Origin of the sequence: Corynebacterium sp. HMSC071B10 (genome assembly GCF_001814825.1) — a bacterium.
Lineage (GTDB): Bacteria > Actinomycetota > Actinomycetes > Mycobacteriales > Mycobacteriaceae > Corynebacterium.
On record NZ_KV817992.1, the window covers coordinates 1 to 25,932 of the forward strand.

The 25,932-nt window shown below is 65.0% G+C and carries 22 protein-coding genes, 1 tRNA gene and 2 pseudogenes; 13 read left to right on the forward strand and 12 right to left on the reverse strand.

The features are described from left to right. The first annotated feature begins 109 nt into the window (after positions 1 to 109). The 5 genes from HMPREF2990_RS02940 to HMPREF2990_RS02960 are packed head-to-tail and all read left to right on the forward strand — an operon-like array spanning position 110 to position 6,151. Entirely contained in the window at positions 110 to 1,369 is a 1,260-nt protein-coding gene (locus tag HMPREF2990_RS02940; protein ID WP_070762633.1) for a DEAD/DEAH box helicase, read from the forward strand. Positions 1,370 to 1,374: 5 nt separating this feature from the next. Beyond that, positions 1,375 to 2,778: a hemolysin family protein gene (locus HMPREF2990_RS02945; RefSeq protein ID WP_070762634.1), complete on the forward strand. Its 1,404-nt coding sequence runs from the start codon at positions 1,375 to 1,377 to the stop codon at positions 2,776 to 2,778. Next, positions 2,775 to 3,827, forward strand: a complete 1,053-nt coding sequence (locus HMPREF2990_RS02950; RefSeq protein WP_070762635.1) for a hemolysin family protein — start codon at positions 2,775 to 2,777, stop codon at positions 3,825 to 3,827. The genes HMPREF2990_RS02945 and HMPREF2990_RS02950 overlap by 4 nt, the downstream gene beginning before the upstream one ends. Next, on the forward strand, positions 3,828 to 4,703 hold the full coding sequence (locus tag HMPREF2990_RS02955) for a 3-methyladenine DNA glycosylase (protein WP_070762636.1): 876 nt from the start codon (positions 3,828 to 3,830) through the stop codon (positions 4,701 to 4,703). It begins immediately after the preceding gene. A gap of 47 nt (positions 4,704 to 4,750) precedes the next feature. After that, positions 4,751 to 6,151: a vWA domain-containing protein gene (locus HMPREF2990_RS02960; RefSeq protein WP_070762637.1), complete on the forward strand. Its 1,401-nt coding sequence runs from the start codon at positions 4,751 to 4,753 to the stop codon at positions 6,149 to 6,151. A gap of 69 nt (positions 6,152 to 6,220) precedes the next feature. On the opposite strand, the gene HMPREF2990_RS02965 is transcribed toward HMPREF2990_RS02960, so the two are convergent. The 4 genes from HMPREF2990_RS02965 to secA2 form a co-directional block, all read right to left on the reverse strand. Continuing rightward, positions 6,221 to 6,802, reverse strand: coding sequence for a MerR family transcriptional regulator (locus HMPREF2990_RS02965; protein ID WP_070762638.1), 582 nt, complete (start codon positions 6,800 to 6,802; stop codon positions 6,221 to 6,223). Positions 6,803 to 7,052: 250 nt separating this feature from the next. Then, on the reverse strand, positions 7,053 to 7,799 hold the full coding sequence (locus tag HMPREF2990_RS02970) for a transcriptional regulator FtsR (RefSeq protein ID WP_070762639.1): 747 nt from the start codon (positions 7,797 to 7,799) through the stop codon (positions 7,053 to 7,055). A 96-nt stretch (positions 7,800 to 7,895) separates the two neighbouring features. Next, positions 7,896 to 8,327, reverse strand: a complete 432-nt coding sequence (gene odhI, locus HMPREF2990_RS02975) for an oxoglutarate dehydrogenase inhibitor Odhl (protein ID WP_038590522.1) — start codon at positions 8,325 to 8,327, stop codon at positions 7,896 to 7,898. Positions 8,328 to 8,503: 176 nt separating this feature from the next. Continuing rightward, complete coding sequence (gene secA2 / locus HMPREF2990_RS02980) at positions 8,504 to 10,795, reverse strand: accessory Sec system translocase SecA2 (protein ID WP_070762640.1); 2,292 nt, start codon at positions 10,793 to 10,795, stop codon at positions 8,504 to 8,506. A gap of 216 nt (positions 10,796 to 11,011) precedes the next feature. On the opposite strand from secA2, the gene HMPREF2990_RS02985 reads away from it, so the two are divergent. From HMPREF2990_RS02985 to ggt, 6 genes are all read left to right on the forward strand, one after another. Continuing rightward, the gene (locus HMPREF2990_RS02985; protein WP_070762641.1) at positions 11,012 to 12,217 is read left to right on the forward strand and encodes a bifunctional alpha/beta hydrolase/OsmC family protein; all 1,206 of its coding nucleotides are present in this window, start codon (positions 11,012 to 11,014) and stop codon (positions 12,215 to 12,217) included. Positions 12,218 to 12,219: 2 nt separating this feature from the next. Further along, a complete protein-coding gene (locus tag HMPREF2990_RS02990; protein ID WP_070762642.1) occupies positions 12,220 to 12,600 on the forward strand; it encodes a YchJ family protein in 381 nt (126 codons plus the stop codon). A gap of 85 nt (positions 12,601 to 12,685) precedes the next feature. After that, positions 12,686 to 12,759: transfer RNA gene (locus HMPREF2990_RS02995), tRNA-Pro, on the forward strand. A 137-nt stretch (positions 12,760 to 12,896) separates the two neighbouring features. After that, entirely contained in the window at positions 12,897 to 14,510 is a 1,614-nt protein-coding gene (locus HMPREF2990_RS03000; RefSeq protein WP_070762643.1) for a cation:proton antiporter family protein, read from the forward strand. Positions 14,511 to 14,623: 113 nt separating this feature from the next. Next, on the forward strand, positions 14,624 to 14,833 hold the full coding sequence (locus HMPREF2990_RS03005; RefSeq protein ID WP_038590512.1) for a hypothetical protein: 210 nt from the start codon (positions 14,624 to 14,626) through the stop codon (positions 14,831 to 14,833). Positions 14,834 to 14,872: 39 nt separating this feature from the next. Next, the gene (gene ggt, locus HMPREF2990_RS03010; RefSeq protein WP_070762644.1) at positions 14,873 to 16,852 is read left to right on the forward strand and encodes a gamma-glutamyltransferase; all 1,980 of its coding nucleotides are present in this window, start codon (positions 14,873 to 14,875) and stop codon (positions 16,850 to 16,852) included. 521 nt (positions 16,853 to 17,373) lie between these two features. Here ggt and HMPREF2990_RS12895 read toward each other — a convergent pair. From HMPREF2990_RS12895 to HMPREF2990_RS03020, 3 genes are all read right to left on the reverse strand, one after another. Beyond that, positions 17,374 to 17,547 (reverse strand): hypothetical protein, encoded by a 174-nt coding sequence (locus HMPREF2990_RS12895; RefSeq protein ID WP_168167115.1) that lies wholly within the window; start codon positions 17,545 to 17,547, stop codon positions 17,374 to 17,376. Next, the gene (locus HMPREF2990_RS12900; RefSeq protein WP_168167116.1) at positions 17,547 to 18,053 is read right to left on the reverse strand and encodes a hypothetical protein; all 507 of its coding nucleotides are present in this window, start codon (positions 18,051 to 18,053) and stop codon (positions 17,547 to 17,549) included. The genes HMPREF2990_RS12895 and HMPREF2990_RS12900 overlap by 1 nt, the downstream gene beginning before the upstream one ends. A 1,179-nt stretch (positions 18,054 to 19,232) precedes the next feature. Next, the gene (locus tag HMPREF2990_RS03020; RefSeq protein WP_070762646.1) at positions 19,233 to 19,850 is read right to left on the reverse strand and encodes a DUF3558 family protein; all 618 of its coding nucleotides are present in this window, start codon (positions 19,848 to 19,850) and stop codon (positions 19,233 to 19,235) included. 596 nt (positions 19,851 to 20,446) lie between these two features. Here HMPREF2990_RS03020 and HMPREF2990_RS13315 point away from each other — a divergent pair. Beyond that, positions 20,447 to 20,515: pseudogene (locus HMPREF2990_RS13315) on the forward strand (hypothetical protein); the annotation flags it as partial. On the opposite strand, the pseudogene HMPREF2990_RS13320 reads toward HMPREF2990_RS13315, so the two are convergent. Both HMPREF2990_RS13320 and HMPREF2990_RS03030 read right to left on the reverse strand, forming a co-directional pair. Then, positions 20,511 to 20,873: pseudogene (locus HMPREF2990_RS13320) on the reverse strand (diacylglycerol kinase family protein); the annotation flags it as partial. The pseudogenes HMPREF2990_RS13315 and HMPREF2990_RS13320 overlap by 5 nt on opposite strands. 47 nt (positions 20,874 to 20,920) lie before the next feature. Then, entirely contained in the window at positions 20,921 to 21,844 is a 924-nt protein-coding gene (locus HMPREF2990_RS03030; protein WP_083316975.1) for a CE1 family esterase, read from the reverse strand. 40 nt (positions 21,845 to 21,884) lie between these two features. Here HMPREF2990_RS03030 and HMPREF2990_RS03035 point away from each other — a divergent pair, with 40 nt between their 5' ends. Continuing rightward, on the forward strand, positions 21,885 to 22,673 hold the full coding sequence (locus HMPREF2990_RS03035) for a class I SAM-dependent methyltransferase (RefSeq protein WP_070762648.1): 789 nt from the start codon (positions 21,885 to 21,887) through the stop codon (positions 22,671 to 22,673). On the opposite strand, the gene der is transcribed toward HMPREF2990_RS03035, so the two are convergent. The 3 genes from der to HMPREF2990_RS03050 all read right to left on the reverse strand — a co-directional run bounded on the left by der (position 22,674) and on the right by HMPREF2990_RS03050 (position 25,876). Next, positions 22,674 to 24,179 carry a ribosome biogenesis GTPase Der gene (gene der / locus HMPREF2990_RS03040; protein ID WP_070762659.1) on the reverse strand — a complete coding sequence of 502 codons (1,506 nt, stop codon included), beginning with the start codon at positions 24,177 to 24,179 and terminating at the stop codon, positions 22,674 to 22,676. Positions 24,180 to 24,241: 62 nt separating this feature from the next. Further along, the gene (gene cmk, locus HMPREF2990_RS03045) at positions 24,242 to 24,946 is read right to left on the reverse strand and encodes a (d)CMP kinase (protein ID WP_070762649.1); all 705 of its coding nucleotides are present in this window, start codon (positions 24,944 to 24,946) and stop codon (positions 24,242 to 24,244) included. Then, on the reverse strand, positions 24,947 to 25,876 hold the full coding sequence (locus HMPREF2990_RS03050; protein WP_070762650.1) for a pseudouridine synthase: 930 nt from the start codon (positions 25,874 to 25,876) through the stop codon (positions 24,947 to 24,949). It lies immediately after the preceding gene. Positions 25,877 to 25,932 lie beyond the last annotated feature (56 nt).

The following is a 25,932-nucleotide window of genomic DNA, read 5'->3' on the forward strand; positions in this document are numbered from 1 at the left end:
CAAACAAGCAAATGTGAGAAGTATTCCACTTTCGGCCCGAAAGGGAACCGGAGGCCCAAAACGTGCGTCTAATAGGGATCGAAGCTTTTCGCGCGGTAGACTCGTGGCAATGACACTGTCAACCACTTTTGCTGACCTCGGGCTGCCAAAGCCCGTGGTCACTGTCCTGTCCAAGCAAGGCATCGAGCACCCCTTCCCCATCCAGGAGGAGGCAATCCCCGATGCGCTCGCCGGGCGCGACGTCCTCGGCCGCGGGCCCACCGGCTCCGGCAAGACCTTCACTTTCGGCCTGCCGATGCTTGTGCGTCTCAGCGGCACCCCAACGCGCCCCGGCCACCCGCGCGGGCTCGTTTTGGCCCCGACCCGCGAGCTCGCGGCCCAGATCCGCGAGCGCCTCGCCGACCCCGCCGCTGCGCTTGGCCTGCGCGTGCTCGACGTCGTCGGCGGCGTGAACATCAACACCCAGATCCGCGCGCTCGCCGCCCCCGTCGACCTGCTCGTCGCCACGCCGGGCCGCGCCCAGGACCTGATCAACCAGGGCAAACTCTCGCTCGACGCGGTGGAAGTCACCGCGCTCGACGAGGCCGACCAGATGGCCGACATGGGCTTTTTGCCACAGGTCCGCAAGCTTCTCGACGCCACCCCGCCCCACACCCAGCGCCTCCTCTTCTCCGCCACGCTCGACGGCGATGTGCAAAAGCTCATCGACCGCTACATGCACGACCCGGTCACGCACTCGACTGCGCCCGTGGAGGCGGCGGTGGACACGATGGAGCACGTGCGTTTACTCGTCGGCAATCGCGAGCAGCGCAACGCAATCGTGCTGCAGATCGCCGCACGCGAGGGCAAGACCATCATGTTCATGCGCACGAAGCACGGCGTAGACCGCCAGGTCAAGAAGCTGCGCCGCGTCGGCATCAACGCCCAGGGCCTCCACGGCGACAAGGGCCAGGGCGCGCGCACCCGCGCGATCGAGGGCTTCGCGGACGGCTCGACGCCGGTGCTGGTGGCCACCGATATCGCCGCCCGCGGCATTGACATCAACGACGTGTCGCTCGTCGTGCACGTCGACCCGCCCGCCGAGCACAAGGCCTACCTGCACCGCGCCGGCCGCACCGCGCGCGCGGGCACTTCGGGCACGGTGGTCACCCTCGTCATGGATGAGCAACGTGGGGAAGTGGACAAGCTGCTGCGCAGAGCGGGTGTCGACGCCCGCGAGGTCGACGTCGAGCCAATGTCCGAAAGCCTGATTACAATCACCGGAGCACGCGAGCCTAAGGGCGCGCCACTGCCGCCGCCGGGGCAGCCGGCGGGGCGGGCGCGTGGGCGTCGAAAAGCACCGCACACACGAAGGAGACATAAGCGCTAACTGCAATGGACATATTCATATCCATCCTCTCGCTGGTGGGCTTCATTTTGCTCACCGCGTCAACAGGGCTTTTCGTGGCGATTGAGTTCGCCATGACGGGGCTCGAACGCTCCACCATCGACGCCCACGTGCGAGACAAGGGCGACAAACGTGCCCGCGCTGTGGCCCGCGACCATGCGAATCTCTCTTTCGTGCTCTCCGGCGCGCAGCTGGGTATCACGCTGACCACGCTGGCGGCTGGCTTCCTCGCCGAGCCGGTGCTGGGCCAGTACTTCGCTCCCCTGCTCGAGCTGGTGGGACTCAACGAGCAGGCTTCGGGCGCGGTCGCGCTCATCCTCGCGCTGGCCGTGGCGACGTTTATGTCCATGGTCTTCGGCGAGCTCGTGCCCAAGAACATGGCGATTACCGACCCGCTTGCCACGGCGCGCTTCGTGGTGCCGCCGGTCAACGCCTTCAACACGGTCTTTAAGGGCTTCATTTCCTCGCTGAACCGCTCGGCGAACTTTATCGTGCGCAAGCTCGGCATGGAGCCGGCCGACGAGCTCGCCTCCGCCCGCTCCGGCCAGGAGCTCACCGCGATGGTGCGCAGCTCCGCGCAGGCCGGCGGGCTGGATGCGGATACCGCGGCGGTGATCGACCGCTCGCTGCAGTTCGGCGACACCACCGCCGAGGAGGTGATGACGCCGCGCTCGACGATCAACGCCCTCGACGCCGAGGACACCGTCGCCGACCTCATCGCACTCGCACGCGAGACCGGCCACTCCCGCTTCCCCGTGCGCCGCGGCGACCTCGACGACACGATTGGCGTGGTGCACATCAAGGACGCTTTCTCGGTGGATAAGGCCGAGCGCGCCACGACGAAGCTGGAAGGCCTGGCGAAGGCGGTGCCTTTCGTGCCGGGCACGCTCGACGGCGACTCGGTGCTCAACCGCGTGCGCTCCGCCGGCTCGCAGGTCGTGCTGGTGGCCGACGAGTTCGGTGGCACGCAAGGCCTGGTCACCATCGAGGACGTCGTTGAGGAAATCCTGGGCGAGGTCTACGACGAGTACGACGACGCGGAGCAGGAGCGCGACTTCCAGCGCTTCGGCACCTCGTGGGAGGTCTCGGGGCTCGTGCGGCTTGACGACGTCGCGTCGATGACCGGCTACACCGCCCCCGAAGGCCCCTACGAAACCCTGGGCGGACTAGTCATGGCCACACTCGGCCGGATCCCGCAGGCGGGCGACACGGTGGTGCTGCCACAGGCCGCTGCGAACTTCCAGGAGGAGTTCGAGGCGGGCGGTGCTGGCAACTGGATCGGTCGCGTGTCTGTGATGGACGATCGCCGCGTGGATCGCGTGGTGCTCAGCCCGGTCTCGCCCGCGGAAGCGGAGCGTATCGCCGAGCGCCAGGGTGGTGAGCAGGAGTGAGTATCTGGCTTGCCATTGTTTTAATCGTCGTACTGCTGGCGCTGAACGCGTTCTTCGTCGCCGCCGAGTTCGCGCTCGTCTCTTCGCGCCGCGACCGCCTGGAGAACATGCTCGCGCAGGGCAAGAAGGACGCGAAGGGCGTCCTCGAGGCCACCGAGCACCTGTCCATCTACCTTGCGGGCGCGCAGTTCGGCATCACGATCGCCTCGCTGGTGCTGGGTAAGGTCGCAGAGCCCGCGATCGCGCACTACATCGAGGTGCCCTTCGAGGGCCTCGGGTTGCCGGAGAACTTGCTGCACCCGGTCTCCTTCGTCATTGCGCTGTGCATCATCTCCTACCTGCACATTCTGCTGGGTGAAATGGTGCCGAAGAACATCGCGATTGCCGGTCCGGAGTCGACCGCGATGTGGCTCACCGGCCCGATGACGGTGTGGATGAAGCTCACTCGCCCGGTCATCGAGTTCTTGAACTGGGTGGCGCGCAAGACACTGGCGGCGTTCGGCATCGTGCAGCGCGACGAGCTGGAGTCCACGGTGGACCAGGAGCAACTGGCCAACATGATCCAGGAGTCCCGCGAGGAGGGCCTGCTGGACGCCGAGGAGACGGCCCGCCTGGCCAAGGCGCTGCGCTCGGAGTCTCGCAACCTGAAGGAGGTCATGATTCCGCTGCAGGATGTGAAGACCATCGCGCTGCCGCCGTCGGGCATCCGGCTCTCCGCAGTGGAGCGCGCGGTGCGGGAGACGGGTTACTCCCGCTTCCCGGTGGAGACCGCGCCTGGGGTGTTCGTCGGTTACCTGCACGTCAAGGACATCTTGGATCTCATGGAGTCGGCGGAGGACGACCCGCTGGTGCCGCGCGCGAAGATTCGCCCGCTCAGCAGCGTCGACGGGGCCCAGACGCTTGACGACGCGCTCACGTCCCTCCACCGCCGCTCCGCCCACATGGCGCAGGTCCGCGACAACGGCGTCGTCGTCGGCGTGCTGGCGCTGGAGGACGTTATCGAGGAGTACGTAGGCACGGTCGCCGACTGGACCCACGAGGACGACTAGATGCCCGTACACCTCTCCCCCGCCGAGTACCGAGAAGCAATGGCTGCGCACGAGGCGCGCGCCGACGCCTGGGTGACGCCCCACTTGGAGCGCCGTGCGCGCGGACAGCACCACCCGGTGTGGGACTTCCTCTTCGATTACTACTGGCTGCGCCCGACCCACCTGCGTCGCTGGCACCCGGGGCTCGGGCGCGTGCTTGACGACGCTGCCACCACGCCCCACGCCACCTGGCGCGATTACCGGGTCGAAGCCGCCGTCGACGGCAGCGCGACGGTCGGGTTCGACGCGGAGTCGTTTATGGCCCGGCACGGGGTGGCAATGGAGGAGATTCGGGGGCTGCTGCGTGGCGTCGATAAGCGGGAGCCCCACTTCGATTGCTTTGGGCTGCACGAGTGGGCGATGGTCTACCGCGCCGATCGGCCCCGGCATAATTTGCCGCTACGGCTGGGGCGAGCCGGGACCGACGCAGTGGTGGAATCGCACCAGCTCAAGTGCACGCACTACGACGCGTTTCGCTTCTTCACCAATCCCGCGCGTCCGCTGAACCTCACCGTGCTCACGCGCGAGGGGCAGGCGGACAACGATCGGGCGGGCTGCGTGCACGTGGCGATGGACCTGTACAAGTGGGCGACCAAGCTCGGGCCTGCGGTGCCCGGCGAGCTGCTGCTGGACACGTTCGCGCTCGCGCGGCAGGCGCGAAAGCTGGACATGGAGGCCTCCCCCTACGACTGCCGCGAGCTGGGTTTTGGCGTCGTGCCGATAGAGACGGCCGAGGGCAAGGCCGAGTACGTGCGTCGGCAGCGGGAGCTAGCGGGGGCCGCGGAGCCGCTTCGGCTTCGGCTTGTCGCGCTCCTAGATCAGCTTATCGACGGATAAGATGGCGGCAGAAGTTTTTTGGTCCTGTGGCGTTTAAGGCGGTTGACATGGCACGACACTCCAATGGGAAGAATAATTACGCGCTGTCGGGAGGTGCCATCGCGGTACTCGTGGCGTTGCTGCTCATTGTTGCGCTCGTGTTGTGGCTCATCTTCGGCCGCGGCGAGAGCTCTGAGGAGGCGGCGGGCGGCGAATGCGTCTCCGGCAACCTCGAGCTGCCCGTTGCGGCCTCGGATGCAGGCGTGGGCCAGGCGGTTGTCGACGCCTACGCGGAGACCAAGCCGGTCGTCCGCGACTACTGCGTGCAGCCCGTGCTGGTGGACAACGTGGCGGACGCCGCCGTCTACGTCGCCCCGGACACGCCGCTGACGCACAAGACCATCGAGGACGCGGGCCGCACCGCCGCCGTGGCTGATCCGGAAGTCGTTGCCGAGCAGCCGGTGGGCATCGCCGGCGAGAAGGTCGCTGAGATTGGCGATGTCGACCTTTCCGCGGTGCGCTTCCCCACTGGTGAGCAGCCGTCGGCATCCGCGGTTGTCGCCTCGAAGCTTGCTGGCGAGGACGCAGGCCGCGCCGCCGCGGCGCTCAAGGAGCAGCGCGTGGACCCATTCGCCGACTATGAGCAGACGCCGGACACGTTCGTCGCCACGGCGGAGGACGCCACCCCGGAGGGGCTCGTGTTCACTCCCGTCGACGCGGCGGTGCAGTTCGCGGCGATCCCGCTCAACGCCGGGGAGCAGACCGACGAGAACCAGTCGCGCGCCGGGCAGGACCTCGCCCGGGCTCAGGCGAAGGAGGGCGTCGGGGAGGCAGCTAATGTCGACGAAGCTGTGTGGGCCGCCGCGTTCGATGCCGCCCCAGCGAAGCAGGCTCCAGAGCCGGAGAAAGACACAGCGCAGGCGGCCGGCGAGGTTGCGCACACGCTGTTCCTGCTCGACACCTCGGACGCGATGGCACCGTTCATCCAGCCTGCGAAGGACGCCATCGGCGAGGCGGCGGGCAACGTCGCCGCGCAGGAGAAGATGGTGGGACTGTGGAACTACTCCTCCCCACTCAACGAGGGGGTTACCCGCGGCTACCGAGGCAACGTGGCCCTGACTCCCTCCGCGGAGGAAGTTGACGTGGCGGTGCACCGCTTCCTCACCGGCGGGGTCCCGCAGACCCGCGAGGCGCTGACCGCTGCCGCCTCTGCTTCCGCCGGGGGCGCGGAGCCAGTCCGCATCGTGCTGGTGACCACCGGTACCGCCGACGCGGGTGCGGACGTTGACGGCACCGCGTTTGCCGAGTCCCTGCAGCAGTACTTGGATCAGGGCGTCGAAATCGCGGTCGTGCACGTTGGCGACGGCGCGCCGGACGCGGGCGTAGAGCGCGTCGCTGCAACGCAGGCGCAGGCGTCCACGCCCGAGGAGCTGCCCGCGGCGCTGGCTACCGCGGTAGGCACCAAGTAGGCACGCAAAAAGGAACGCCCCTAGCGAAAGGGGGCGTTCCTTTTTTCTATGGGAGTGCGGGCGTAAGGCCTAGGAGGTCTTGCGGCGACGGCGGGCGGCGAGTTCGTCGATGCCGGTGACTTCGGCGGTTGGCGCGTCGTCGTGAAGCACACGCTCGGACGGGAAGGCCGAGATGGTGCCCGTGAGCTCCTTCATGATCTGCGGGACGGCGATCCCGAACACACCCTGGCCGCCGCCGAGGAGGTCGATGATCTCTTCGTTGCTGCGGCACTCGTAGACGGTGGTGCCGTCGGAGACGAGGGTGATTTCCGCGATGTCGTTCACGCCGCGGTCGCGCAGCTTGTCCACCGCGAGGCGGATGTTCTGCAGGGAGATGCCGGTATCCAGCAGGCGCTTGACAATCTTCAGGACCAGGATGTCCTTGAAGGAGTACAGACGCTGGGAGCCAGAGCCCTTCGCGCCGCGGATGGACGGCCGCACGAGTTCGGTGCGTGCCCAGTAGTCCAGCTGGCGGTAGGTGATGCCGGCGACCTGGCAAGCGATCGGGACACGGTAGCCCACTTCGTCGCTGGGGCCGAGGTCGAAGAGCGATTCCTGTACGGCGGCGTCGAGTGTGAGCTGCGTGTCGTGTTCCGGGGTGTTCGTAGTCACGTAATTACTCCCATGGTGTTTGGCTTGAAGGCCGATGTCTTTATTAAATGTCAAGCATAGGCATCTGGTCAACCTTTGCACGCGCAACACGCCGAACATTAACCCTCAACTTCACGTTGAGGGTTCTTCTACCCCGACTTTCACTTGCGTCACTTTAGAAACTTCAGACACGCAAAAGCACCCCCAAACGTGGGAAAGCGCCGCCCACCCCGTGTATGAGGGTTGGCGGCGCGTAAAGCTGCGTGCGGGCTTAGTTGCCCAACCTGCGGCGCAGTTCGTTCTTCACCAGTGAGGCGTGCAGGGAAACGATCAGCGCCGACATCTGCTGGCCGGTTTCCTCCGCCAGCTGGTGCGCGGTGTCCTTGCCGGATTTCGCGATGGGCTCGGCGACCTGCGCGATGAGGTCGACCTGGCGGTCGGCGGTGGTGCGCAGCGTCTTCAGGTGGCGGATGTCCACGCCGAAGTCACCGAGGGCGAGCGCGGTGGTCACCACGCTGACGTCGTCGGCGGTGAAGTAGCCCGCCCGGTCAGGGCTGATCAGCCCAGCCTTGATCAGCTGCGCCACCGTCGCCTGGTCCGTGTTGGCCTGCTCGGCGACATCCTCGTCGCTGAGCTTGGTGTCCGCGGGCGCGCGGAAGTTGTCCGCAGAGACCATCGGCTCTGCGTCGGCCCCGTTCATGATCGCGGTGACCTGGCCGGAGTCCATCGCCTCGAGCTGCTCGCGGATGACCTTCAGCGGCAGGTAGTTGTCGCGCTGGGTGACCAGGATGTAGCGGAGACGCTCCACGTCCTCGTCGGTGAAGCGGCGGTAGCCGGAAGCGGTGCGCTGCGGGGTGATCAGCCCCTCGGACTCGAGGAAGCGGATCTTGGACAGGCTCACGTCCGGGAATTCCTCGCGGAGGCGTTCAAGGACCACGCCGATGGACATGGTCTTGGCTTTCCCCTTCGGGGACTGGCCAGCCGCTTTCAGCGGCGAGGTGCTACGGAGTGCGCTCACTGGTGGTGGATCTTTCGTTGCTACGTCTCGTGTCCCCCGCAATCAGCGAGGGACAGGTAAAGGATGATGCCCGGGACGCGGGCGTGTAGGAGAACCTTACTTCTCGTCGGCGATGAAGACCAGACGGAACTTACCGATCTGGATCTCGTCGCCGGTGGACAGCGTCTGGGAGTTGCGCGGCTCGCGGTTGACGTAGGTGCCGTTGAGCGAGCCCACGTCGACGACCTCGAAGGAGTCCTCCGTGCGGCGGAACTCGGCGTGGCGGCGGGACACGGTCACGTCGTCCAGGAAGATGTCGGCCTCCGGGTGGCGACCGGCCGTGGTGGAATCCTGGTCCAGCAGGAAGCGTGCGCCAGCGTTCGGGCCGCGCTTGACCACCAGCAGGGCCGCGCCCTCGGGGAGGTTCTCTGCACCGGTGATGCCGTCCTTGGATGCGGAGGCGCCGTTTTCCATCTCCTTCAGCAGGTCCGCACGGAACACCGAAGTCGTTTCCACCTGGTGCTGCGGGTTACCGGTGTTTTCGCTCATCACTTACTCCTGACTTTGTGTGATACCGACGCTTCCCGGCGAGAAAAGCCACCGCGTCGATGTCGAGGTTTTCAGTTAGCTGTTTGTCATACTACCGACTCGCGTCGGTTCTGTGGGCCTTTGCCACCACTCACCCACCAAGTTCGCAGGTAACGCTTCTGTAGCGCCCGAGCCCTTTATCGAAAGATATTCCCGATGCCGGAGATGACACTGTTGCCCGAACCCGCGAGCGGGTTGTCGGAGACCATGTAGGTCCAGGTGGCGCTCGGCCGTTTCCAGCCGGCGTCGGCGAGGTGGGCGCCGTTGGCGTCGATAAGCACCTGCTCAAAGGTGTCGACTGCCTGGTCGACGGCGCGATTGGCCAGCTCCTTGAACTCGCGGACGGCGATGCGGTGGTACTCGGTGATCGGGGTCTCGCGGGCGATGGCGCGCAGGTGGATGGATTCGCGCACGTCGTCCATGAGCGCGAGGTACTCGGACCACTCGGCGTCGAGGTGGAAGAGCATGATCTCGCGCGCCGCCTGCTCGCGCACAGCCTGGTCCAGGCCGGAAAGCCCGGCGGCGCGCTGCGGGCTGCGCTCGGCCAGCTCGCGCCACGCGGCATCGGTATCGAGCAGCGCCGCGCGGCGGGTATCTAAGATTTCGCGGTGGTCTGCGAGCAGCTTGTTGTACTTCCAGGTCTGGGAGTGGATTTCCAGAAGCTGGCCCTCGGTGACGCGCTGGCAGTGCTCGACGAATTGCTGGATGCGGTTCGACTCAATGCGGCCGTCCGCGCCCGGGTGGGCTGTAACCTGCTCGTCGGCGCCGCCGGTGGTGACGATGTCGTCCTCCAGCGAGACGAAGAACAGGCTTAAGCCCGGATCCCCTTGGCGGCCAGCGCGGCCGCGCAGCTGGTTGTCCAGGCGAGCGGAGCGGTGCCGGGCGGTACCGATGACTGCGAGCCCGCCGAGGGCGGCGACCTCGTCGTGGTCGGCCTCGTCCGCGCCACCGAGGCGGATATCGGTGCCGCGGCCCGCCATCTGAGTGGACACGGTCACGCGCCCCAAGTCGCCCGCCTCCGCGATGATGCGGGCCTCCTCGGCGTCGTTCTTCGCGTTGAGCACGTTAACCGCGATGCCGCGCGCCTCGAGTGCGTCGGCGAGCGCCTCGGATTCCGCGACGTCGTGCGTGCCCACCAGCACTGGCTGGCGGTTGGAGTGCAGCAGCGCGACCTCTTCGACGATCGCGCGGTTCTTCTCCTCCATCGTGGCGTAGATGCGGTCGGCTTCATCGAAGCGCTTGAGCTCGTTGGCCCGGTCGATCACCGCAACGTGCAGGTCGTAGAAGGAGCGCAGCTGGTCGGTGGCCTCGACGGCGGTGCCGGTCATGCCGCACACCGTCGGGTAGCGGCGCATGAGCGCTTGCAATGTGATCGAGTCGAGGATGCGGCCGCCCTCGGAAACCTTCAGCCCCTCCTTCGCCTCAACAGCGGCCTGCAGCCCGTCCGGCCAGCGCTGCAGCTCGGCCACGCGCCCGCGGGAGGCGTCGACGAGCGCGACCTTGCCGTCGTCGACGATGTAGTGCACGTCGCGGATCAGCAGGGCCTTGGCGTGTAGCGCGAGGTTCACGCGCACCAGCGTGGTGCCGATGTGGCCGTCGCCGTAGAGCGAGTCGATGCCCAGCAGCTTCTCCACGCGGTTCGCGCCCTCGTCGGTGAGGAAGACGTTTCGGCCCTCGGCGTCGATGGTGTAGTCCTTGTCCTCGACCAGGTGGGAGACGGCCTCGGTGATCTGCCCGGTGGCCTGCTCGCTACCTTCGGAGCCGGCGAGGACTAAGGGGACGAGCGCCTCGTCGACAAGCACACTGTCCGCCTCATCTACCAAGGCAACGTCGGCGGGCAGCTGGACAGTTTGCTCGCGCGAGGTGATCTGGTTGTCGCGCAGGTGGTCAAAGCCGATCTCGGTGACCGGCGCGTAGATGATGTCGGCGCGGTACGCCGCCACCCTTTCTGCGCGGCTGCTGGCCTCGGTGACCGCAGCGACGCTCAGCCCGAAGAACTCCACGAGCGGACGCATCCACTCAGCGTCGCGCCCGGCCAGATAATTATTCACCGTAATGACGTGGACGCGCTTACCCGTGAGCGCAAAGCCGGTGGCGGCCATCGCGCCGACAAGCGTCTTGCCCTCACCAGTGGCCATCTGGATCACGTCGCCCTCGAGCAGACGCAGCACCGCCTGGTTCTGCACGTCGAAAGGCCGCATGCCAAGCCGACGCTGCGAGGCGACCGTGAGTACGGCCAAGAAGCGCGACTTGTCCTTGATCTCGCCGTCGGCGACGGTGGTGCGGATGGTGTCTACCAACGCGGCGTCGTCAAGCTGCTCGAGCTCCGGCAGCAACTCGTAGGCAGCGGCGACAATCCCCTTGGACTTTTTGTTATTGCGCTCGGATGTCGAGCCCATCGCCTTCCAGAACCAGTCGAATGCGCCCATGCGCAGGGCCGTCCTTCCTCATCGCGGCACCGCAGGCGCGCGGGTCGCGCCGACGGCAAAGGTCAATGCTCCCAAGTCTAAGCGCTGCGCGCACTCGCCCACCGGGCGGGACTGTTGTTGGGAGATTCTTTGTGCCTTAGATTGTATGGCAGCCCGCGCGCACGTTTGGCGCGCAGCACTTGAGAAATCGCGAACAAACAAGAGAAAGCCCACGCCATGAAGTCTCTGAATCTCAAGGTCCCCTCTTCGACGGGGCTCCAGCTTGCCGCCACTATGGATCGCCCCGATGGGCCGGCAAAAGCCTACGCAATCTTCGCGCACTGCTTCGCCGGTTCGCGCCACACTCCTGGCGCATCGCGAATTTCGAAGCGGCTGACCGAGCACGGGATCGCTACCTTGCGATTCGACTTCCCAGGCCTGGGCCAGTCCGAGGGCGAGTTCGCCGAGACCTCGTTTAGCCAGAATGTTGACGATATCGTCGCGGTCGCGCAGTGGATGGATGAGCACTTCACGGCCCCGCAGCTGATCATGGGCCACTCGCTCGGCGGCGCGGCGGTGCTCAAGGCGGCGACCCGCCCGGAGCTAAAGAAGATGCTGAAGATGGTGGCCACCGTCGGCGCACCCTTCGACCCCGCACACTCCGTGCTGCACTACGCGGACAAGATCGGCGAGGCGGACGCGAACGGCTCCGTCCACGTCACGCTCGGCGGGCGCGAGCTGGTCATTTCGCGCCATTTCTTGGAGGATCTCGCGGAGACCAACCCGGAGGAATACCTGGGCAAGGTGCGCAAGCCGCTGCTGGTGGTGCACTCGCCTATCGACGTCACCGTAGGCATCGATAACGCCCAGACCATCTTCCAGCTCACCCGCTACCCCAAGTCGCTCATGGCACTGGACAAGGCCGACCACCTGCTCACCCGCCAGGGCACCGCCCAGCGCGCCGCCGACATCATCGGCTCCTGGGCCCAGCAGTACATCGTGCCCGAGTTCACTCCGGAGCCCACCGGCGATTCCAACGCCATTTCCTACTCGGCGCGCGGCACGAAGTACGGGGATGTCGTGCGCACCTCGGGGCGCGAAATCACCACCGACCGCGCGAAGAACGCCGGCGGCAAGGGCCAGGGCGTGACCTCGACAGGGCTGTTCATGTCAGCGCTCGCCGTGTCCTGCTCGCAGGCGATCAGGATCGCGGCGAAGGGCATGCCGCTTGACGACGTCCGCGTGGAAGTCACCCACGACGCAGACACCACCTTCACCCGCCACATCACCCTCTACGGAGACCTGACGGACGAACAGGTGGAGACCCTGCGCGCCGCCGGCGCCGCCTCCACCGTGGACGGCTACGTCGCTGCTAACGACATCACCACCACGGTGGACACCGCCACCGTCGAGCAGCGCCGCGAGCGCGACAAGCAGCGCTAACTATGGCCGCCCGCTCTCTTTCTGCCTGTGCGTGCGGATCTGGCAAGCCGTACGCCGCCTGCTGCGGTTCCTACCATCGCGGCGCGAAGCCGCTGACCGCCGAGGCGTTGATGCGCTCGCGCTACACCGCTTTTGTCCACGGCCTGCCCGAGTACCTGCACATCACTTGGGCAGCGCGGACCCGACCAAAGGTGTCAGAGCTGCCTGCGACCGGTATGCCCTTTACCCGGCTCGAGATCCTGCGCACGCAGGGTGGCGGCCCCTTTGACACGGAAGGCGTGGTGGAGTTTGCCGCCTACTCCCCCACCGGCGTGCAGCATGAGGTCTCCCGCTTCATCCGCGAAGACGGCGCGTGGGTCTACCTCGACGGCGACCTACGATAGGACGCTTAGACTGACTGACCTGCCGGTTTCCTTTTCTCCTCACAGTGTTGTAATCTGGCCGAGTTACCGCAGACGCGGTAGCGGACGGGCTGTGGCGCAGTTTGGTAGCGCACCACACTGGGGGTGTGGGGGTCGCAGGTTCAAATCCTGTCAGTCCGACAAAATCCGCGAGGGTACCGACAAAACGGCCGGTACCCTCGCTTTTTGCGTAGTCCCCCTAGCGAGACCTCACCCACTCGGGGTAGATTGCGTTTCAACCATTGGTAAGCCTGCCTACGTAAGGCAGACTACTCTGCATGGAATTGCTGTTGACCTACCTTGCTGTGGTGTTTGGCTGCGGGCTTATCGCATGGGCAGTCCGTCTCCCACCACTGATCGGGTTTCTGGCCGCGGGGTTTATCCTCAACGCCAACGGCGTCGCGCACGTCGAGGCCCTCGATCTCTTCGCCGACATCGGCGTCACCCTCATGCTCTTCGCCATTGGCCTGCGCCTGGATCTGCGGGCGCTGACGGATAAAGCCGTGTGGCTGACCGCCAGCGCCCACGTCTTGGTCATGACGCTTGTTGGCGCGGGATTCATCTCCGCACTTGGCGCGCTCGGCGCTTTCGGCCCCACGTCCTTCTCGGTCGCCGTCAACATCGCTCTGGTCTTGAGCTTTTCGAGCACCATCGTGGTAATCAAGATCCTCCAAGACCGCGGCGACGAGCAAGCGCTCTACGGCAATATCTGCGTCGGCGTGCTGATTATGCAGGACATCCTCGCCGTTGCTTTCATGAGCGTCCTCCGCGGCGAGCCCCCGCGCCTGTCCGCCTTCCTACTCGTCCTCATCGTCCCACTGCTCGCCCTGACCACCCGCCGCTGGTACAAACTCGGCCACGGCGAGCTGGGCGCGCTCTTCGGCATCGTCATGGCACTGCTTCCGGGCTACGCCCTTTTCGAGTGGGTGGGCCTTTCCGGCAGCCTCGGCGCCCTGGTCATGGGCGTGGTACTCTCTCGCTCCCCCGGTGCCGAGCAGCTCAGCCACTCGCTGTTTACCCTCAAAGAGCTGCTTCTCGTCGGTTTCTTCGTCAACATCGGCTTCCTCGGACTCCCGAGCTGGCAGAATCTTCTCGACGCCGGCCTGCTACTCCTCCTACTCCCACTCCAAGCTGTGGCCTACTGGGCGATCCTCTGGACACTGGGCCTGCGCAACCGCACCTCGGTGCTCGCAGCGCTGTTGCTTTCGAATTACTCCGAGTTCGCGCTGATCATCGCAGCCGTCGGCGTCGCAGACGGCTGGCTCAACCAGCGCTGGCTACTTTCTCTTGTGCTCGCGGTTTCGCTCAGCTTCGTTGTCTCGGCGATCTGCAACCCACAAAGCGTCTCGCGCGCCACCCACCTGGCGAAGCGCCTGCCCACGCGTCCGCCGCACAAGATTCACCCAGAGGATCGCCCCATCGAGCTTGGCGACGCCCACGCACTCGTCCTCGGCGTCGGCCGCCTCGGACTCGCCTGCTACAAGGAGCTCGCCGAGGTCTACGGCGCCCGGGTCCTGGGCGTGGAACACGACCCCGCCCGCGTCCGCCACCTGCAAGAACGCGGCTACAACGTGGTTGAAGGCGACGCCACTGATGTGGACTTCTGGGAGCGCGTCAAGGACAGCCACCAGATCGACATGATCATGCTCGCCATGCCCGCCCAACACGCAAACGTGGACACAGTCAAAGAGATCTACGCCTCCCGCATCAACCCCGAAGAGTGCACGATCAGCTCGGTGGCCATGTACCGCGAAGACGTCGAAGACCTCGAGGCCCTCGGCCTGGATGTGGTGGTACACCTGCTAGACGGTGCCGGTGAGTCCCTCGCCGAGCGCACCTTCACAAAGAACGAGCAGCGCCGCCTGCATGTCGCGGGAGATGCTACGGAATAGGCTGCACGTCACCGCACAAGGCCCTGAGCATTGTCGTTGTAGACGATTAGCGGGCGAAAAGCTTGGTAATCTCGGGACTCCATCCCCCAATATGCATGGAAGTAGTGATACCCATGACCACACCAAACAACGGAAAGAAGAACACTACCTGCAGTAATCACTTGGCGACCGGCGTCGGCGTCGGTGTCGCCCTGGGCGTCGTACTCGGCCTCACCGTTTCGCAGCTGGGCATCGCCCTCGGCGTCGCGCTCGGCATCATCCTCGGTGCCGTTGTCGGTTGGTACTACGACGAGCGGGAAAAGAAGAAGGGCAGCGCTGCGTAAACGCTCCCATGGTGGGTCTTCAGATGCTAAATTTTCACCATGAAGAAGACCCATCTCACATTCCTCACCCTACTATGCACTGCGTCACTTACTGCGTGTGGCGGACAGCCCGATGATGTTGCATCCTCGAGCGATGCGGATGTCAACGGAGCGTCGGAAAGCACTGCTCCCGAAAAGACGGCAGTGCAAACCATTGATATCTCCAACTGCGAACCTGCGGAAGGTGTCACCGGATTCGTTGATAGCGCCGCTGGCGCGAGCAGCTCCGGGGTCTCGGAGGACCTCGCTGCTGCACCAGAGAGCGGAACAGGCTACCGCTCTGGCATGCAGGAGGTAAAAGCTGCCAGCTTTGCTGCAAGCACAGCAAATCCCGAGGCGACGAAGGCCGCATGTCAGGTGCTCATGGACGGCGGGAGCGCGGCCGACGCGGCAATTGCAGCGCAGTTCGTGCTCGGACTCGTCGAGCCGCAATCTTCCGGCATCGGCGGTGGCGGCTACATTCTCTACTCCGATGCAAAGACCGGTAAGCGCATTGCCATCGACGGTCGCGAAGTAGCACCTGTCAGTGCCACCGAGACCTACTTGATCCAGAAATCAGACGACAACACCGACCCGCCAGTTCCCGATGCACGACGGTCTGGCCGATCAATCGGTGTGCCTGGGATCGTGGCCGCGCTCGGGGTGCTGCACGAGCAATATGGCAAGCAGGACTGGGCTGATCTCATTTCGCCCGCTGCCGACATGGCCGCGAACGGCTTCGAGGTGTCCCCACGGCTGGCCGCGCTGGTGGCTGACAACGCGGAAGATTTGCAGGCAAGTCCCAACGCGGCCGCCTACTTCTTTGACGAGCAGGGCACCCCGATCTCCGCGGGCACAACGTTGAAAAACCAGGATTACGCCGACACCCTGCAAAAGGTCGCACACGACGGTCCGGGTGCGTTCTACACCGGCGAGATCGCAAAGGCCATCGTGGAGGAAGCCACGCGCAACACGGACAACATGACACCTTCGGAGATGACGACTGCGGACCTCGCTGCCTATACCCCGAATGTGACTGAACCACTGTGCGGCGAATACAAGGAGTACGAGGTCTGCGGGATGCCGCCCTCATCTTCAGGAGGTATCGCGGTGGTAGAGACACTGCGCCTGCTCAACGACATCGACCTCGCCCAGTACAAACCTGACAACCCAGGCGTTGACGGGGCCTTGCCAGCGCCCGAGGCGATTCACCTTGTCTCCGAGGCGGAGCGGCTCGCCTACGCCGACCGCGATGCCTACGTCGGGGACCCAGCATTCGTCGAGATCCCGGGCGGCCCGGAAGCACTGCTTGCCGACGCCTACACGTCCCAGCGAGCCGAGCTCATCGACCCCGACGCTTCTGCCGGAAAGGTCGAGCCGGGAGTTCTCGAGGAACCAGTCGGCGCCGGTGCCGATATCGCCGAGAACGGCACAACACACATCAACGTGATCGATAGTGAAGGCAACGCCGCGGCGATCACCTCCAGCGTCGAAGCTGCCTTCGGCTCCTTCCACTTCACGAACGGATTTGTGCTAAACAACCAGCTGACAGACTTCAATGCCGAACCGCTGAATGAGGACGGTACCCCTGCGGCGAACCGCGTTGAGGGAGCAAAGCGCCCACGCTCTTCGATGTCCCCCACTTTGCTGTTCAACGAAGACGGTTCTTTGGCCATGGCCCTAGGGTCGCCCGGCGGGTCCCTGATCATCCAGTACGTGGTAAAAACGCTGCTCGGAATCACCGATTGGGACATGAACGTGCAGCAGGCCATCTCTGCTCCTAACTTCGGGGCGAGGAACCAGCCTGAAACGAACATCGGAAGCGAGCATCCAGACGTCTCTGAAGACGCCCTTGCGGAAACAGTGGACAACTTGCAGCAAAAGGGTCACGCCGTGGAGCTTGATGAACTCACGAGTGGTCTTTCTGCGCTGCGTGTGACACCAGACGGAATCTATGGAGGTGCCGACCCCCGCCGCGAAGGCATCGTTCTTGGCGGGTAGCTCGCCGGATTGCTCAGCAACCTGCGAGAAGATCCGTCGACGCACTGAAAGACTAGGAGATACCAGTCTGCGGCCGCGGACTGGTATCTCCTGCGTTATGGAAGTGTCTCCTACGTTATGACAAATGGAGCTAGCTCCATTTGGACGTACGGCGGGATGGCGACCTCGTGTTTTCCAGGTGGGGTTGACCCAAATGGAGCTAGCTCCAAATAGAGAAACCGGATGAGCGCGACCAGGGCTTTTACCAGCACCCTTTATCCAAATGGAGCTAGCTCCATTTAGCAATGTCGTTCAACGGCGACCTGGGGTTTTGCAGTCGGCGCGCCCCCAAATGGAGCTAGCTCCGTTTTGTTGAGAAGCCAAGAGGTTTTTGGACACGGAGTCCGAAAACTTCTTGGACAGACAGCCGAGGATCATCAAGCCGCAAGGAGTGTGGAATCTGCGGCCGCGGACTTTCGGGATGAACAGTCTGCGGCCGCAGACTCGGGAAACCTGCATCACCTGTCCCCCGGCACTGTGTGCTAGCCGCGGACGTTGTTACCGATCACCGTCGGCAACACCAAGGGAGATTGCCCCAGCAGCGCCTCCAGGTTCCCATCACGCTCGACCGCGCTGGTGACCGCTTTAACCTTCGCCTGCGACTTGCCTTGTCCCTGCCCTCGACCACCAGCAGCACCCATCGGACCAGCAGCCATCACACCACCGCCACGACCACCAGCCGCAGCACCGGCAGCAGATCCACCAGCCGCTGCCGCACCCGGCAGCTGGCCTGCAGCGCCTGGCGCACCAGCACCGAAACCTGCAACACCACGACCAGCGCCCATACCAGCACCAGCGCCGACAAGACCCGCGCCAGCACCCAACGTACCACCAACAGCAGCACCCGCCGCACCAGCAGCGCCCGCGTGTGCATCACGCGGCACACGACCACGCGCACCGTGTGCACCAGATCCACGACCAGTACCGGCGCCGGCGCCGACCGGGCCAGCCACACCACTAGCACCACCAGCGGAAGCACCACCAGCACTACCAGTACCGGCGGCCACCGTGGGCGACACACCACTGACACCGGAAGTACCTGCACCACTCGGGCCTGCCAGGCCAGCAGCACCGGGCTGGCTAAGCGTGCCTGCACCACCCGCACCAGCCGTCGGCACCAACCCAGCACCCGCACCGGCAGGAGCGAGCTGGCCCAGGCCAACCGACGCGGCTTGAGTACCCGCTACACCAGCAGGGGTTTTCGCAGCCACCTGCTCTAACACCTCAGGGGTGGGCAACCCATACTCGCCAACCACCTGGGAAGGCGTCACTGCCTGCCCCAACGCGCCAAGACCTGCAGCGGTAAACGCATCACGCAACGTCCGCGGCAAGGGAGAGTCCCCAAACTCCGGTGCCTGCGGGCTTGGCATATCTCCAACCGCGAACCCATCACCTGGGATCGAACCCAGATCCGGCAGTAGGCGATCAAACACCGGCACCACCGGCTGCAGCGACGCAGTCAACCGCGGTGGAAACACCCCCAAATACGACTGCTCAAACAACGCCCGCGACGGCCCCGGCAGGCCAGCCCACACCGCCACAGCACCATGGGCCATCAGCTGCTCCGCACCAGCAACCTGCGCCAACCCGGCAGCATGGCCCTGCATCAACACCGAACGGGCCACATACTCCTGGCCCACACGAGAGACTTCCCCAAGCTTGTTGATTGCACCGGCCACAAACTCCGTTTCCGAAGAATCAGCAAGCATGCCGGCGACCGCCGGTAGCTGGGCGACCACCGACTGCACTAGCGCTGCGTTCTTCGCCCAAAACGCCGCAGCCGCTGTTGCCTGTGCGACCTGGGTCGCCATCAACTGCTGATGCAACACAGGAAGCGAGGCCTGCGCACCCGCAGCAGGGCGCGGGTTGGCAAACGAATTGGCGTTCTCATACTGCGACAACGTCCGCCCCATCAACCCAGCAACCGCACCAGCACCACCAGTACGCTCCACCACACCAATCGAGCCCAACAAACCTGCAACCGAGCCATCGGCACGAGAGGTGTTCTCCGCACTCACCCGCAACACGTCAGCAACTGTTTGCAGCCACTCCCCCAACACACGATTCGCCTCCGGCGCAGACGCCGACGACACCCGCGAATGCGTCCGCCCCACACCATCCAAACCAGACACCAAGGAAAAGCCGTCTAGCCCCATAAAGTGGCCCCGAATTCCCGACCCATCGAGCTGAGCAGATAATTTTTTAAGAGTATTGACGGCGTCACTGATGCTGTCAACGTTGATATCAATACGATTGTTCATGTTCCCCCCTGATAGTTTCGAGATTGTGCCCCCGTTGCACAACCATCGTCTTTGAACGTACACGAATCTTGACGCTGTTTCTATGAACGATCGTTGGCTGACTTCCTGTTTTGTGTCGATGCGCCGTACAGGCTCTCTAGCTGGCCCGTTGCTAGCTCACACGGATCATACTGAGATTTCTTTACCCCCCGTAATGAAATGCCAACCGCTAAGCCTCCCCTGCGGGTATCTACTTGTGCAACGCACATTTCATCGTTGATCGATTTATTTCTGTGCGTAAAAAGACCGGGTACCGCAGACACGGGGAAGTCCACTTCATCATTCGCTAGGGCTGCTGTTGTGACATCGAGATTCGTGCGCGTGGCAGAAACTAGCTGAGTAATTCCGTCCTCAAGATCATCCACGCTGCAGTCCCTGCTTACTTCTTCACCTATGGCCTGCCGCGGTTCCAAGCTCTCCACCCCCGTCATCCCCGCCGCCGCGTACTCCTCAGCCGAAATCTCGGTACACGGGTCGAAAAGGTTGTCGCCAAGCGTGTCCGGATCAAAATCCCCAAGCTCCAGCGTCCCACTCGCAAAATGGAACGCGGGCACTTCAGGCTCCGCCACTTCCGCGACCGGCTCGCCGCCTTCAGCAGCACACCCCGCCAGCAGCCCAACTGCCAAGACGCACAGCGCACTCGTCGTCCTTTTCCCCATAACTTCCCCCTGATTCACACGCGGATACAAGCGCCACCAGTATGGCGCAGCTCCGCACCGCGCGCCACCGCAGCGCCGCTACACGCACACCTTCAGCGCGCCTGCGTCGACTGAGATCTCTACCGCGGTGACCTCGCCAACCGGGTCGCCGTCGACTTCGAAGATTTCCGGGGCGGCAAAGAAGGCCTTGACGTGGCTGCCTTCCGAATACTCCAGGTCAGCGAAGTTCACCACCGGCGGGTCCGGGTTAAGTCCTCGCAGCCGCGCGGCCTTGTTCGCCACCAGGTTCAGCCCGATCTTCGTCCACCCGATGGGCCCTCGCGGAGCCATGCCGACGGCGTTGAGCAGGCCGTCGTCGGGGCGGGCTTCGGGAAGCAGGGGGATCTCGTTGATCAACTCCCCGCAGTTGCCGAAGATCAGGGTGTGTAGGCGGGCGGCGTGGGTGCGATGCCCATCGACGGTGTAGGTCACGTTGATCCGGTTGCCGCCGCGCAGCGAGCGCGCGATCCCGGAGATATAGGCCAGCGGGCCGATGCGCCGTTTGAGGCCCTCGTCGGTGTACTCGATCATCTGCGCGTCCAGGCCGACCCCGGCCATCACGAGAAAGCCGAGGCGTTCGTTGCTGGCGTCGGGGCGTGAGAGTTTGGCGCGGCAGACGTCGATAAGCATGTGCTCGCCGCGGAAAGCCCTGCTTACCGACGCCTCGAGCCCCAAGTCCAAGCGAAGATTGCGCGCCAACAGATTCCCGGTGCCGGTCGGCACGATTCCCAGCGCGATTCCGGAGTTGGCCAGCGCGGTGCCGACCTGGCGAACCGTGCCGTCGCCGCCGGCGACCAGCACCACGTCGACGTCGGAGCGGCGCAGCGCGGCGGCCTCCGCCTCGCCCGAGTCGTCCGGGGTCGTGGCAATCCACTCGATCCGGCACTCGCTCGGCGCATGGCGCGCGACCACCGCGCGGAGGCGATCCTTATCGATCTTGGCAGGATTGAACACGACGACGGCGGCTCGTGGAGAATTCTGCATCACACCGCACAAGCATAGGGCACGGGGCCGAAACTTCCCGGTACCCTTTAACGCATCGGCACGCCGAAGAACGCGAGCTGTGTGCGCGTGGCGAACCCGCGGGTCGTCGTCTCCGAGGTGTCGTAGGCGCCGCCGGGCCAGATGTGCGGTCCGCCGGTGACTCGGTAGTGCACCAGGGGCGCGTCGCAGCCGTCCCAGCGCAGCTCGGACACCGTTTCGGAGAGTGGCTTTTCCACGTACTCGGGCGCGCAGTGGTTGCGCTGCGCGGTCTCCTCCAGCATCGCCTCGATCGACTCGTAGGCCGTGTCGTGGCGCTCGCCGCCGGAGTAGCTCATCACCGAGTCATCAGTGCCGTGGAAATCCACGTGCTTGATGGGGATGGATGAGCACCCCTCCGAAACGCGGTGATAGAACGCCGCCGAGACAGAAGCCACCGCGGTAAAGTCCTGCGGGCGCTGGCAGCCCAGGTAGGTAGCAAACCCGCCGCCGTTCGACAGGCCAGTGGCAAACACGCGCGCCTTGTCCACGGAGTACTCGCCCATCACTTCCTCGCGTACCGCGTCGACAAACGCTAGGTCCTCGCCGCCCGACGTCTTCGCGTACGGAGCGGGCGCCCACGCGCGTCCGACCCCGTCCAGGTAGACCACGATCGCGTCAGCGACATCAAGCCGCGAGTACTTGCGTATCGACGCCGCGTCTTCCCCATAGCCGTGGAACACAAAAATCATCGGGAGGCTCGCGCGCTGCTTAGCCCCGGGCGGGACGCTGAGTAGGTAGCTGCGCTCGCGCTCGCCGACCTGGATCTTTCGCTCGTGCGTGTCCGGCCTGCTCCACGGCTCCACCTCAGCCACATGGTCGCGCACCGAGGAGGGCACAATCTCCGAGATCTGCTCCGGTGCATCCGCGCAGGCGGCACTACAAAGCACCACGCCGGCCGCAGCCAGCAGGCCCGCCGTGCGCAGTGCTGTCATAGTTCCTCCCAAAACCTTCGACCCGGTACATTAGTCGATTATGAAGCCCAGTGGAAAGCAACAGCCCGCCTTCCGCGACGAGCAGCATCGCACCAGCTCAGCGCGCGCTTTTAGCGACGGGGCGACGCTCTACCACGCGGTGCGCCCCTCCTACCCGCCCGCCGTCGCCAGGCTTTTGGGCACGCTCCCTTCGCGCGCGGGCGGTGCCCGCATCCTCGACGTCGGCGCCGGCACCGGCAAGCTCACCGAGCTGCTCACGGAACACACGGAACAGCACGTGTTCGCCTGCGACCCATCCGCCGACATGACCCGCGTGCTGCGTGAGCACCTGCCCGAGGTGCCCGTCTGGCGCGCCACCGCAGAGGCCACCGCGCTTGCCGACGCCGCCGTCGACGCCATCACCTGCGCGCAGACCTGGCACTGGGTCGACACAGCCGCCGCCAGCGCCGAGGCCGCCCGCGTGACCAGCGAAGGCGGCAAACTGCTGCTGTGCTGGAACACGCTCGCCGTCAACCATCCGTGGGTCTTAAGGCTCAGCCGCATCATGCACTCGGGTGATGTGCAGCGCGCCGGGTTCTACCCGCAGGTCGCGCGCCCCTGGGTGTTAGAGGGCGAGCTGCGCGAGACCTGGGCACAGCTCGTCACCACCGACGAGTGCTTCGACCTGATGGCCTCTCGCTCCTACTGGCTCCGCGCAAACCAGAAGACACGGGAGAAGATGGTGGCCAACTTGGATTGGTACCTCCACGAGCGGCTCGGCTTCGAGCGCGGACAGCGCATTCCGCTTCCCTACCGCGTCGACGCCTTCGTGTACGGGAAGCAGTGCTAGTTACTTACGACGCCGCGGGTTCCGCTCACGCACGCGCACCGCGATACGCACCGGCGTGCCGTGGTAACCGAAGGTCTCGCGGAACTTGCGCTCCAGGTAGCGTCGATAGCCACCGTCCAAGAAACCGGTAGTAAACAGCACAATTGTCGGCGGGCGAGTGGTTGCCATCGTGGCGAACAGCAGCTTGGGCAGCCGGTTGTTCTTCATCGGCGGCGGGTTCGCGGCGATCGCCTCGCGCAGCCAGTTGTTCAGCTGGCCGGTGGAGATGCGCTTATCCCAGTTCTCCAGCGCCTCCGTCATCGCCTTTTCCAGGCGGTGCAGGCCGCGGCCGGTTTCCGCGGAGATGTTCAGCTTGGTCACCCACGGCAGGTGGCCCATCATCTCGTCGAACTCGCGGTCAAAGTAGTACCGGCGGTCCTCCTCCATCAGGTCCCACTTGTTAAAGCAGATAACCATCGCCTTGCCCGCCTCGAGCACCATGGAGATGACGCGCTGGTCCTGCTCCGAGATCTCCTCGGAGGCGTCGATCAGCACGACGCAGACCTCGGCCGCATCGATCGTGCCGCGGGTGCGCAGGCTCGCGTAGTACTCGTGGCCCTGGGCGTTCTTGACCTTCTTGCGCAAGCCAGCGGTGTCAATGAACTTCCACATGTGCTCATCCAGCTGGATCATCTCGTCCACCGGATCCACCGTGGTGCCAGCAACGTTGTCCACCACCGAGCGGTGCGACTTGGCCAGCTTGTTCAACAGGCTCGACTTGCCCACGTTCGGGCGGCCGACCAGCGCGACGCGGCGTGGACCATCCGTGATGGAGGGCTTGGCGCGCGGCTCGTCCGGGAACAGTCGCAGAATCTCGTCGAGCACGTCCGCGCCGCCGCGGCCGTGCAGCGCCGAGACCGGCCACAGATCGCCCAGGCCGAGCCCGTAGAACTCGGCGGCGTCGCCCCATTGGGACTCAGACTCGAACTTGTTCGCCACCAGGATCACTGGTACCGGCGAGCGCTGCAGGTTGCGCGCCATCACCGCGTCCGTCTCGGTGATCGCGGTCTGTGCGTCGACCACCATCACGATCACATCGGCGGTCTCCATCGCGGCTTCTGCCTGACGTGCGATCGCGCCGTGGATGCCGCGGGCGTTGGGGTCCCACCCGCCGGTGTCCTGCACCCAAAAGCGACGCCCGCCCCAGTCGGCCAGGTAGCTCACCCGGTCGCGCGTCACACCGGGGTGGTCTTCCACCACGGCCTCCCTACGACCGATGAACCTGTTGACCAGGCTCGACTTGCCCACGTTCGGGCGACCCACGATCGCTACCGTGGGCAGGTTCTCCTCCACCACGTCCGGCCGCATGATGCCGAAGGACTCTTCGATCTCCGCCCAGTCTTCGTCGGTGTATTCGGCGAAGTCGGCATCTGAAAAGTCGCTGGTGTCAAAGTCGGCGTCGTAAAACTCGGCGTCGTCCGCCCCGAGGGTTTCCGGGCTCAGCTCCTCGTAGCCGGAGGCGTCGATGCCCGGCTGGATGAACTCCGTCTCGGGTGCGTTCTCAGCACCCGTGTCCTTGTGCTCCTGGGTCACTGCGCGCTCCTTTCAATCAGTCCAATGAGGGCGTTAAGCACCTCGTCGGGGGCCATTGCTGAGGTATCAATCACTTCCGCGTCATCGGCCGGGCGCAGCGGACTAGTGGCACGGGAAGAGTCCAGCTCGTCGCGGCGCTGCACATCCGCCAGCACCGTTTCGAAGTCGGCGTCGCGGCCTGCGGCGACGTCCTGGTCATAGCGGCGCTGGGCGCGTACTTCGGCCGACGCTGTCATGAAGGCCTTCGCGGGGGCGTCGGCAAGCACGACGGTGCCGATGTCACGGCCCTCCACGATCGCGCGGTGCGCCTCGCGGGCGAGCTTGCGCTGCAGCTCAACCAGGTTCACGCGCACTTCGGGGATCGCCGAGACCGCGGAGACGTTCCGGGTAACCTCCGGGCCGCGGATCTCGCCGGAGACGTCCTCGCCTGCCAGCAGGACCTCTTTCGCGTCCGGGTCATCGGAAACCTCGAGCGGCAGGTCCTTCGTCGCCTCGATCACGGCCTGCGTATCCGCCGGGTCGACGCCCGCGCGCAGCACTGCCAGCGTGGCGACGCGGTACATCGCGCCGGTATCCACGTACTTTGCGTCCAGGCGCTTCGCCAGCGCGCGGCAGGTGGTGGACTTGCCGGTGCCGGAAGGCCCATCGACAGCCAGGATGAGCCCGCCGTCAGGCATGTTAGAAATCTGTGCGGTACCCATTTACATCTGCACCGCCTTGTACAGCGAGGCCAGCTCGGAGGAGTTCAGCGCGCGCATCGCGCCCGGCTTCATGTCGCCCAGCTGCACAGTGTGCACCTTGGTGCGCACCAGGCGCTGGACCGGGAAGCCGCACTCCTTGAGCATGCGGCGCACTATGTGCTTGCGGCCCTCGTGCAGCTCGACGCGGATCAAGGACTGGCCGTTGTGTACGTCGACGATCTGCGCGTAGTCGGCCTTCGCCGTGCCGTCGTCAAGCACAACGCCCTCTTTCAGCTTCTTGACCAGGTCGCCCTTCGCCTCGCCCAGCACGGTGGCCAGGTAGGTCTTGGACACGTTGTACTTCGGGTGGGTCAGCCGGTTGGCCAGCTCCCCGTCGTTGGTCAGAAGCAGCAGGCCCTCGGTATCCGCGTCGAGGCGGCCGACGTGGAACAGGCGCTGGCCGGAAGCCGTGCGCTCGGACAGGTAGGAGCCGACCGAGGTGCGATCGAACTCGTCGTGCATGGTGGTCTGCACCCCGCGCGGCTTGTTAAACGCGAAGTACTCCATCTCCTCGTTGACGTTGATGCGGGTGCCGTCGACGCGGATGATGTCCACGTTCGGGTTCACGCGCGTGCCCTGCACCGTGATGATCTTGCCGTTGACCTCGACGCGACCCTGGTCAATCATCACCTCCGCGTGACGACGCGACGCCACACCCGCCTGGGCCAGCACCTTCTGCAGCCGGATCCCGTCCGTCTTCTGCTTCCGGGCCTTGGTCTCATCGTCGTCCCACCAGTTGTCTTCCAGCGGGTGGGCCTCATGCTTCTTCGCGTTCTCACGCCGTTTGTCCAGGCGCACGTTCTGTTTCTTCGCCGGCTTTGCGTAGGAAGGGTAGAACGGCTCGTCCTTCCCCGTGTCCGGTGTGCCGTCTCGGCGAGCGGGAGGAGTCATGTGTGAATCCTTTACATCCATATTGGGGTTGTGCGGGTGACGCCAACATAAGCGGC

Excerpts from the sequence above, each read along its gene's own strand:
- HMPREF2990_RS02940 (WP_070762633.1), top strand. The coding sequence starts at position 110 with ATGACACTGTCAACCACTTTTGCTGACCTCGGGCTGCCAAAGCCCGTG.
- HMPREF2990_RS02945 (WP_070762634.1), top strand. The coding sequence starts at position 1,375 with ATGGACATATTCATATCCATCCTCTCGCTGGTGGGCTTCATTTTGCTC.
- HMPREF2990_RS02955 (WP_070762636.1), top strand. The coding sequence starts at position 3,828 with ATGCCCGTACACCTCTCCCCCGCCGAGTACCGAGAAGCAATGGCTGCG.
- HMPREF2990_RS02960 (WP_070762637.1), top strand. The coding sequence starts at position 4,751 with ATGGCACGACACTCCAATGGGAAGAATAATTACGCGCTGTCGGGAGGT.
- odhI (WP_038590522.1), bottom strand. The coding sequence starts at position 8,327 with ATGAGCGAAAACACCGGTAACCCGCAGCACCAGGTGGAAACGACTTCG.
- secA2 (WP_070762640.1), bottom strand. The coding sequence starts at position 10,795 with ATGGGCGCATTCGACTGGTTCTGGAAGGCGATGGGCTCGACATCCGAG.
- HMPREF2990_RS02985 (WP_070762641.1), top strand. The coding sequence starts at position 11,012 with ATGAAGTCTCTGAATCTCAAGGTCCCCTCTTCGACGGGGCTCCAGCTT.
- HMPREF2990_RS02990 (WP_070762642.1), top strand. The coding sequence starts at position 12,220 with ATGGCCGCCCGCTCTCTTTCTGCCTGTGCGTGCGGATCTGGCAAGCCG.
- HMPREF2990_RS03000 (WP_070762643.1), top strand. The coding sequence starts at position 12,897 with ATGGAATTGCTGTTGACCTACCTTGCTGTGGTGTTTGGCTGCGGGCTT.
- HMPREF2990_RS03005 (WP_038590512.1), top strand. The coding sequence starts at position 14,624 with ATGACCACACCAAACAACGGAAAGAAGAACACTACCTGCAGTAATCAC.
- ggt (WP_070762644.1), top strand. The coding sequence starts at position 14,873 with ATGAAGAAGACCCATCTCACATTCCTCACCCTACTATGCACTGCGTCA.
- HMPREF2990_RS12895 (WP_168167115.1), bottom strand. The coding sequence starts at position 17,547 with ATGGCTGCTGGTCCGATGGGTGCTGCTGGTGGTCGAGGGCAGGGACAA.
- HMPREF2990_RS03020 (WP_070762646.1), bottom strand. The coding sequence starts at position 19,850 with ATGGGGAAAAGGACGACGAGTGCGCTGTGCGTCTTGGCAGTTGGGCTG.
- HMPREF2990_RS03030 (WP_083316975.1), bottom strand. The coding sequence starts at position 21,844 with ATGACAGCACTGCGCACGGCGGGCCTGCTGGCTGCGGCCGGCGTGGTG.
- HMPREF2990_RS03035 (WP_070762648.1), top strand. The coding sequence starts at position 21,885 with ATGAAGCCCAGTGGAAAGCAACAGCCCGCCTTCCGCGACGAGCAGCAT.
- cmk (WP_070762649.1), bottom strand. The coding sequence starts at position 24,946 with ATGGGTACCGCACAGATTTCTAACATGCCTGACGGCGGGCTCATCCTG.
- HMPREF2990_RS03050 (WP_070762650.1), bottom strand. The coding sequence starts at position 25,876 with ATGACTCCTCCCGCTCGCCGAGACGGCACACCGGACACGGGGAAGGAC.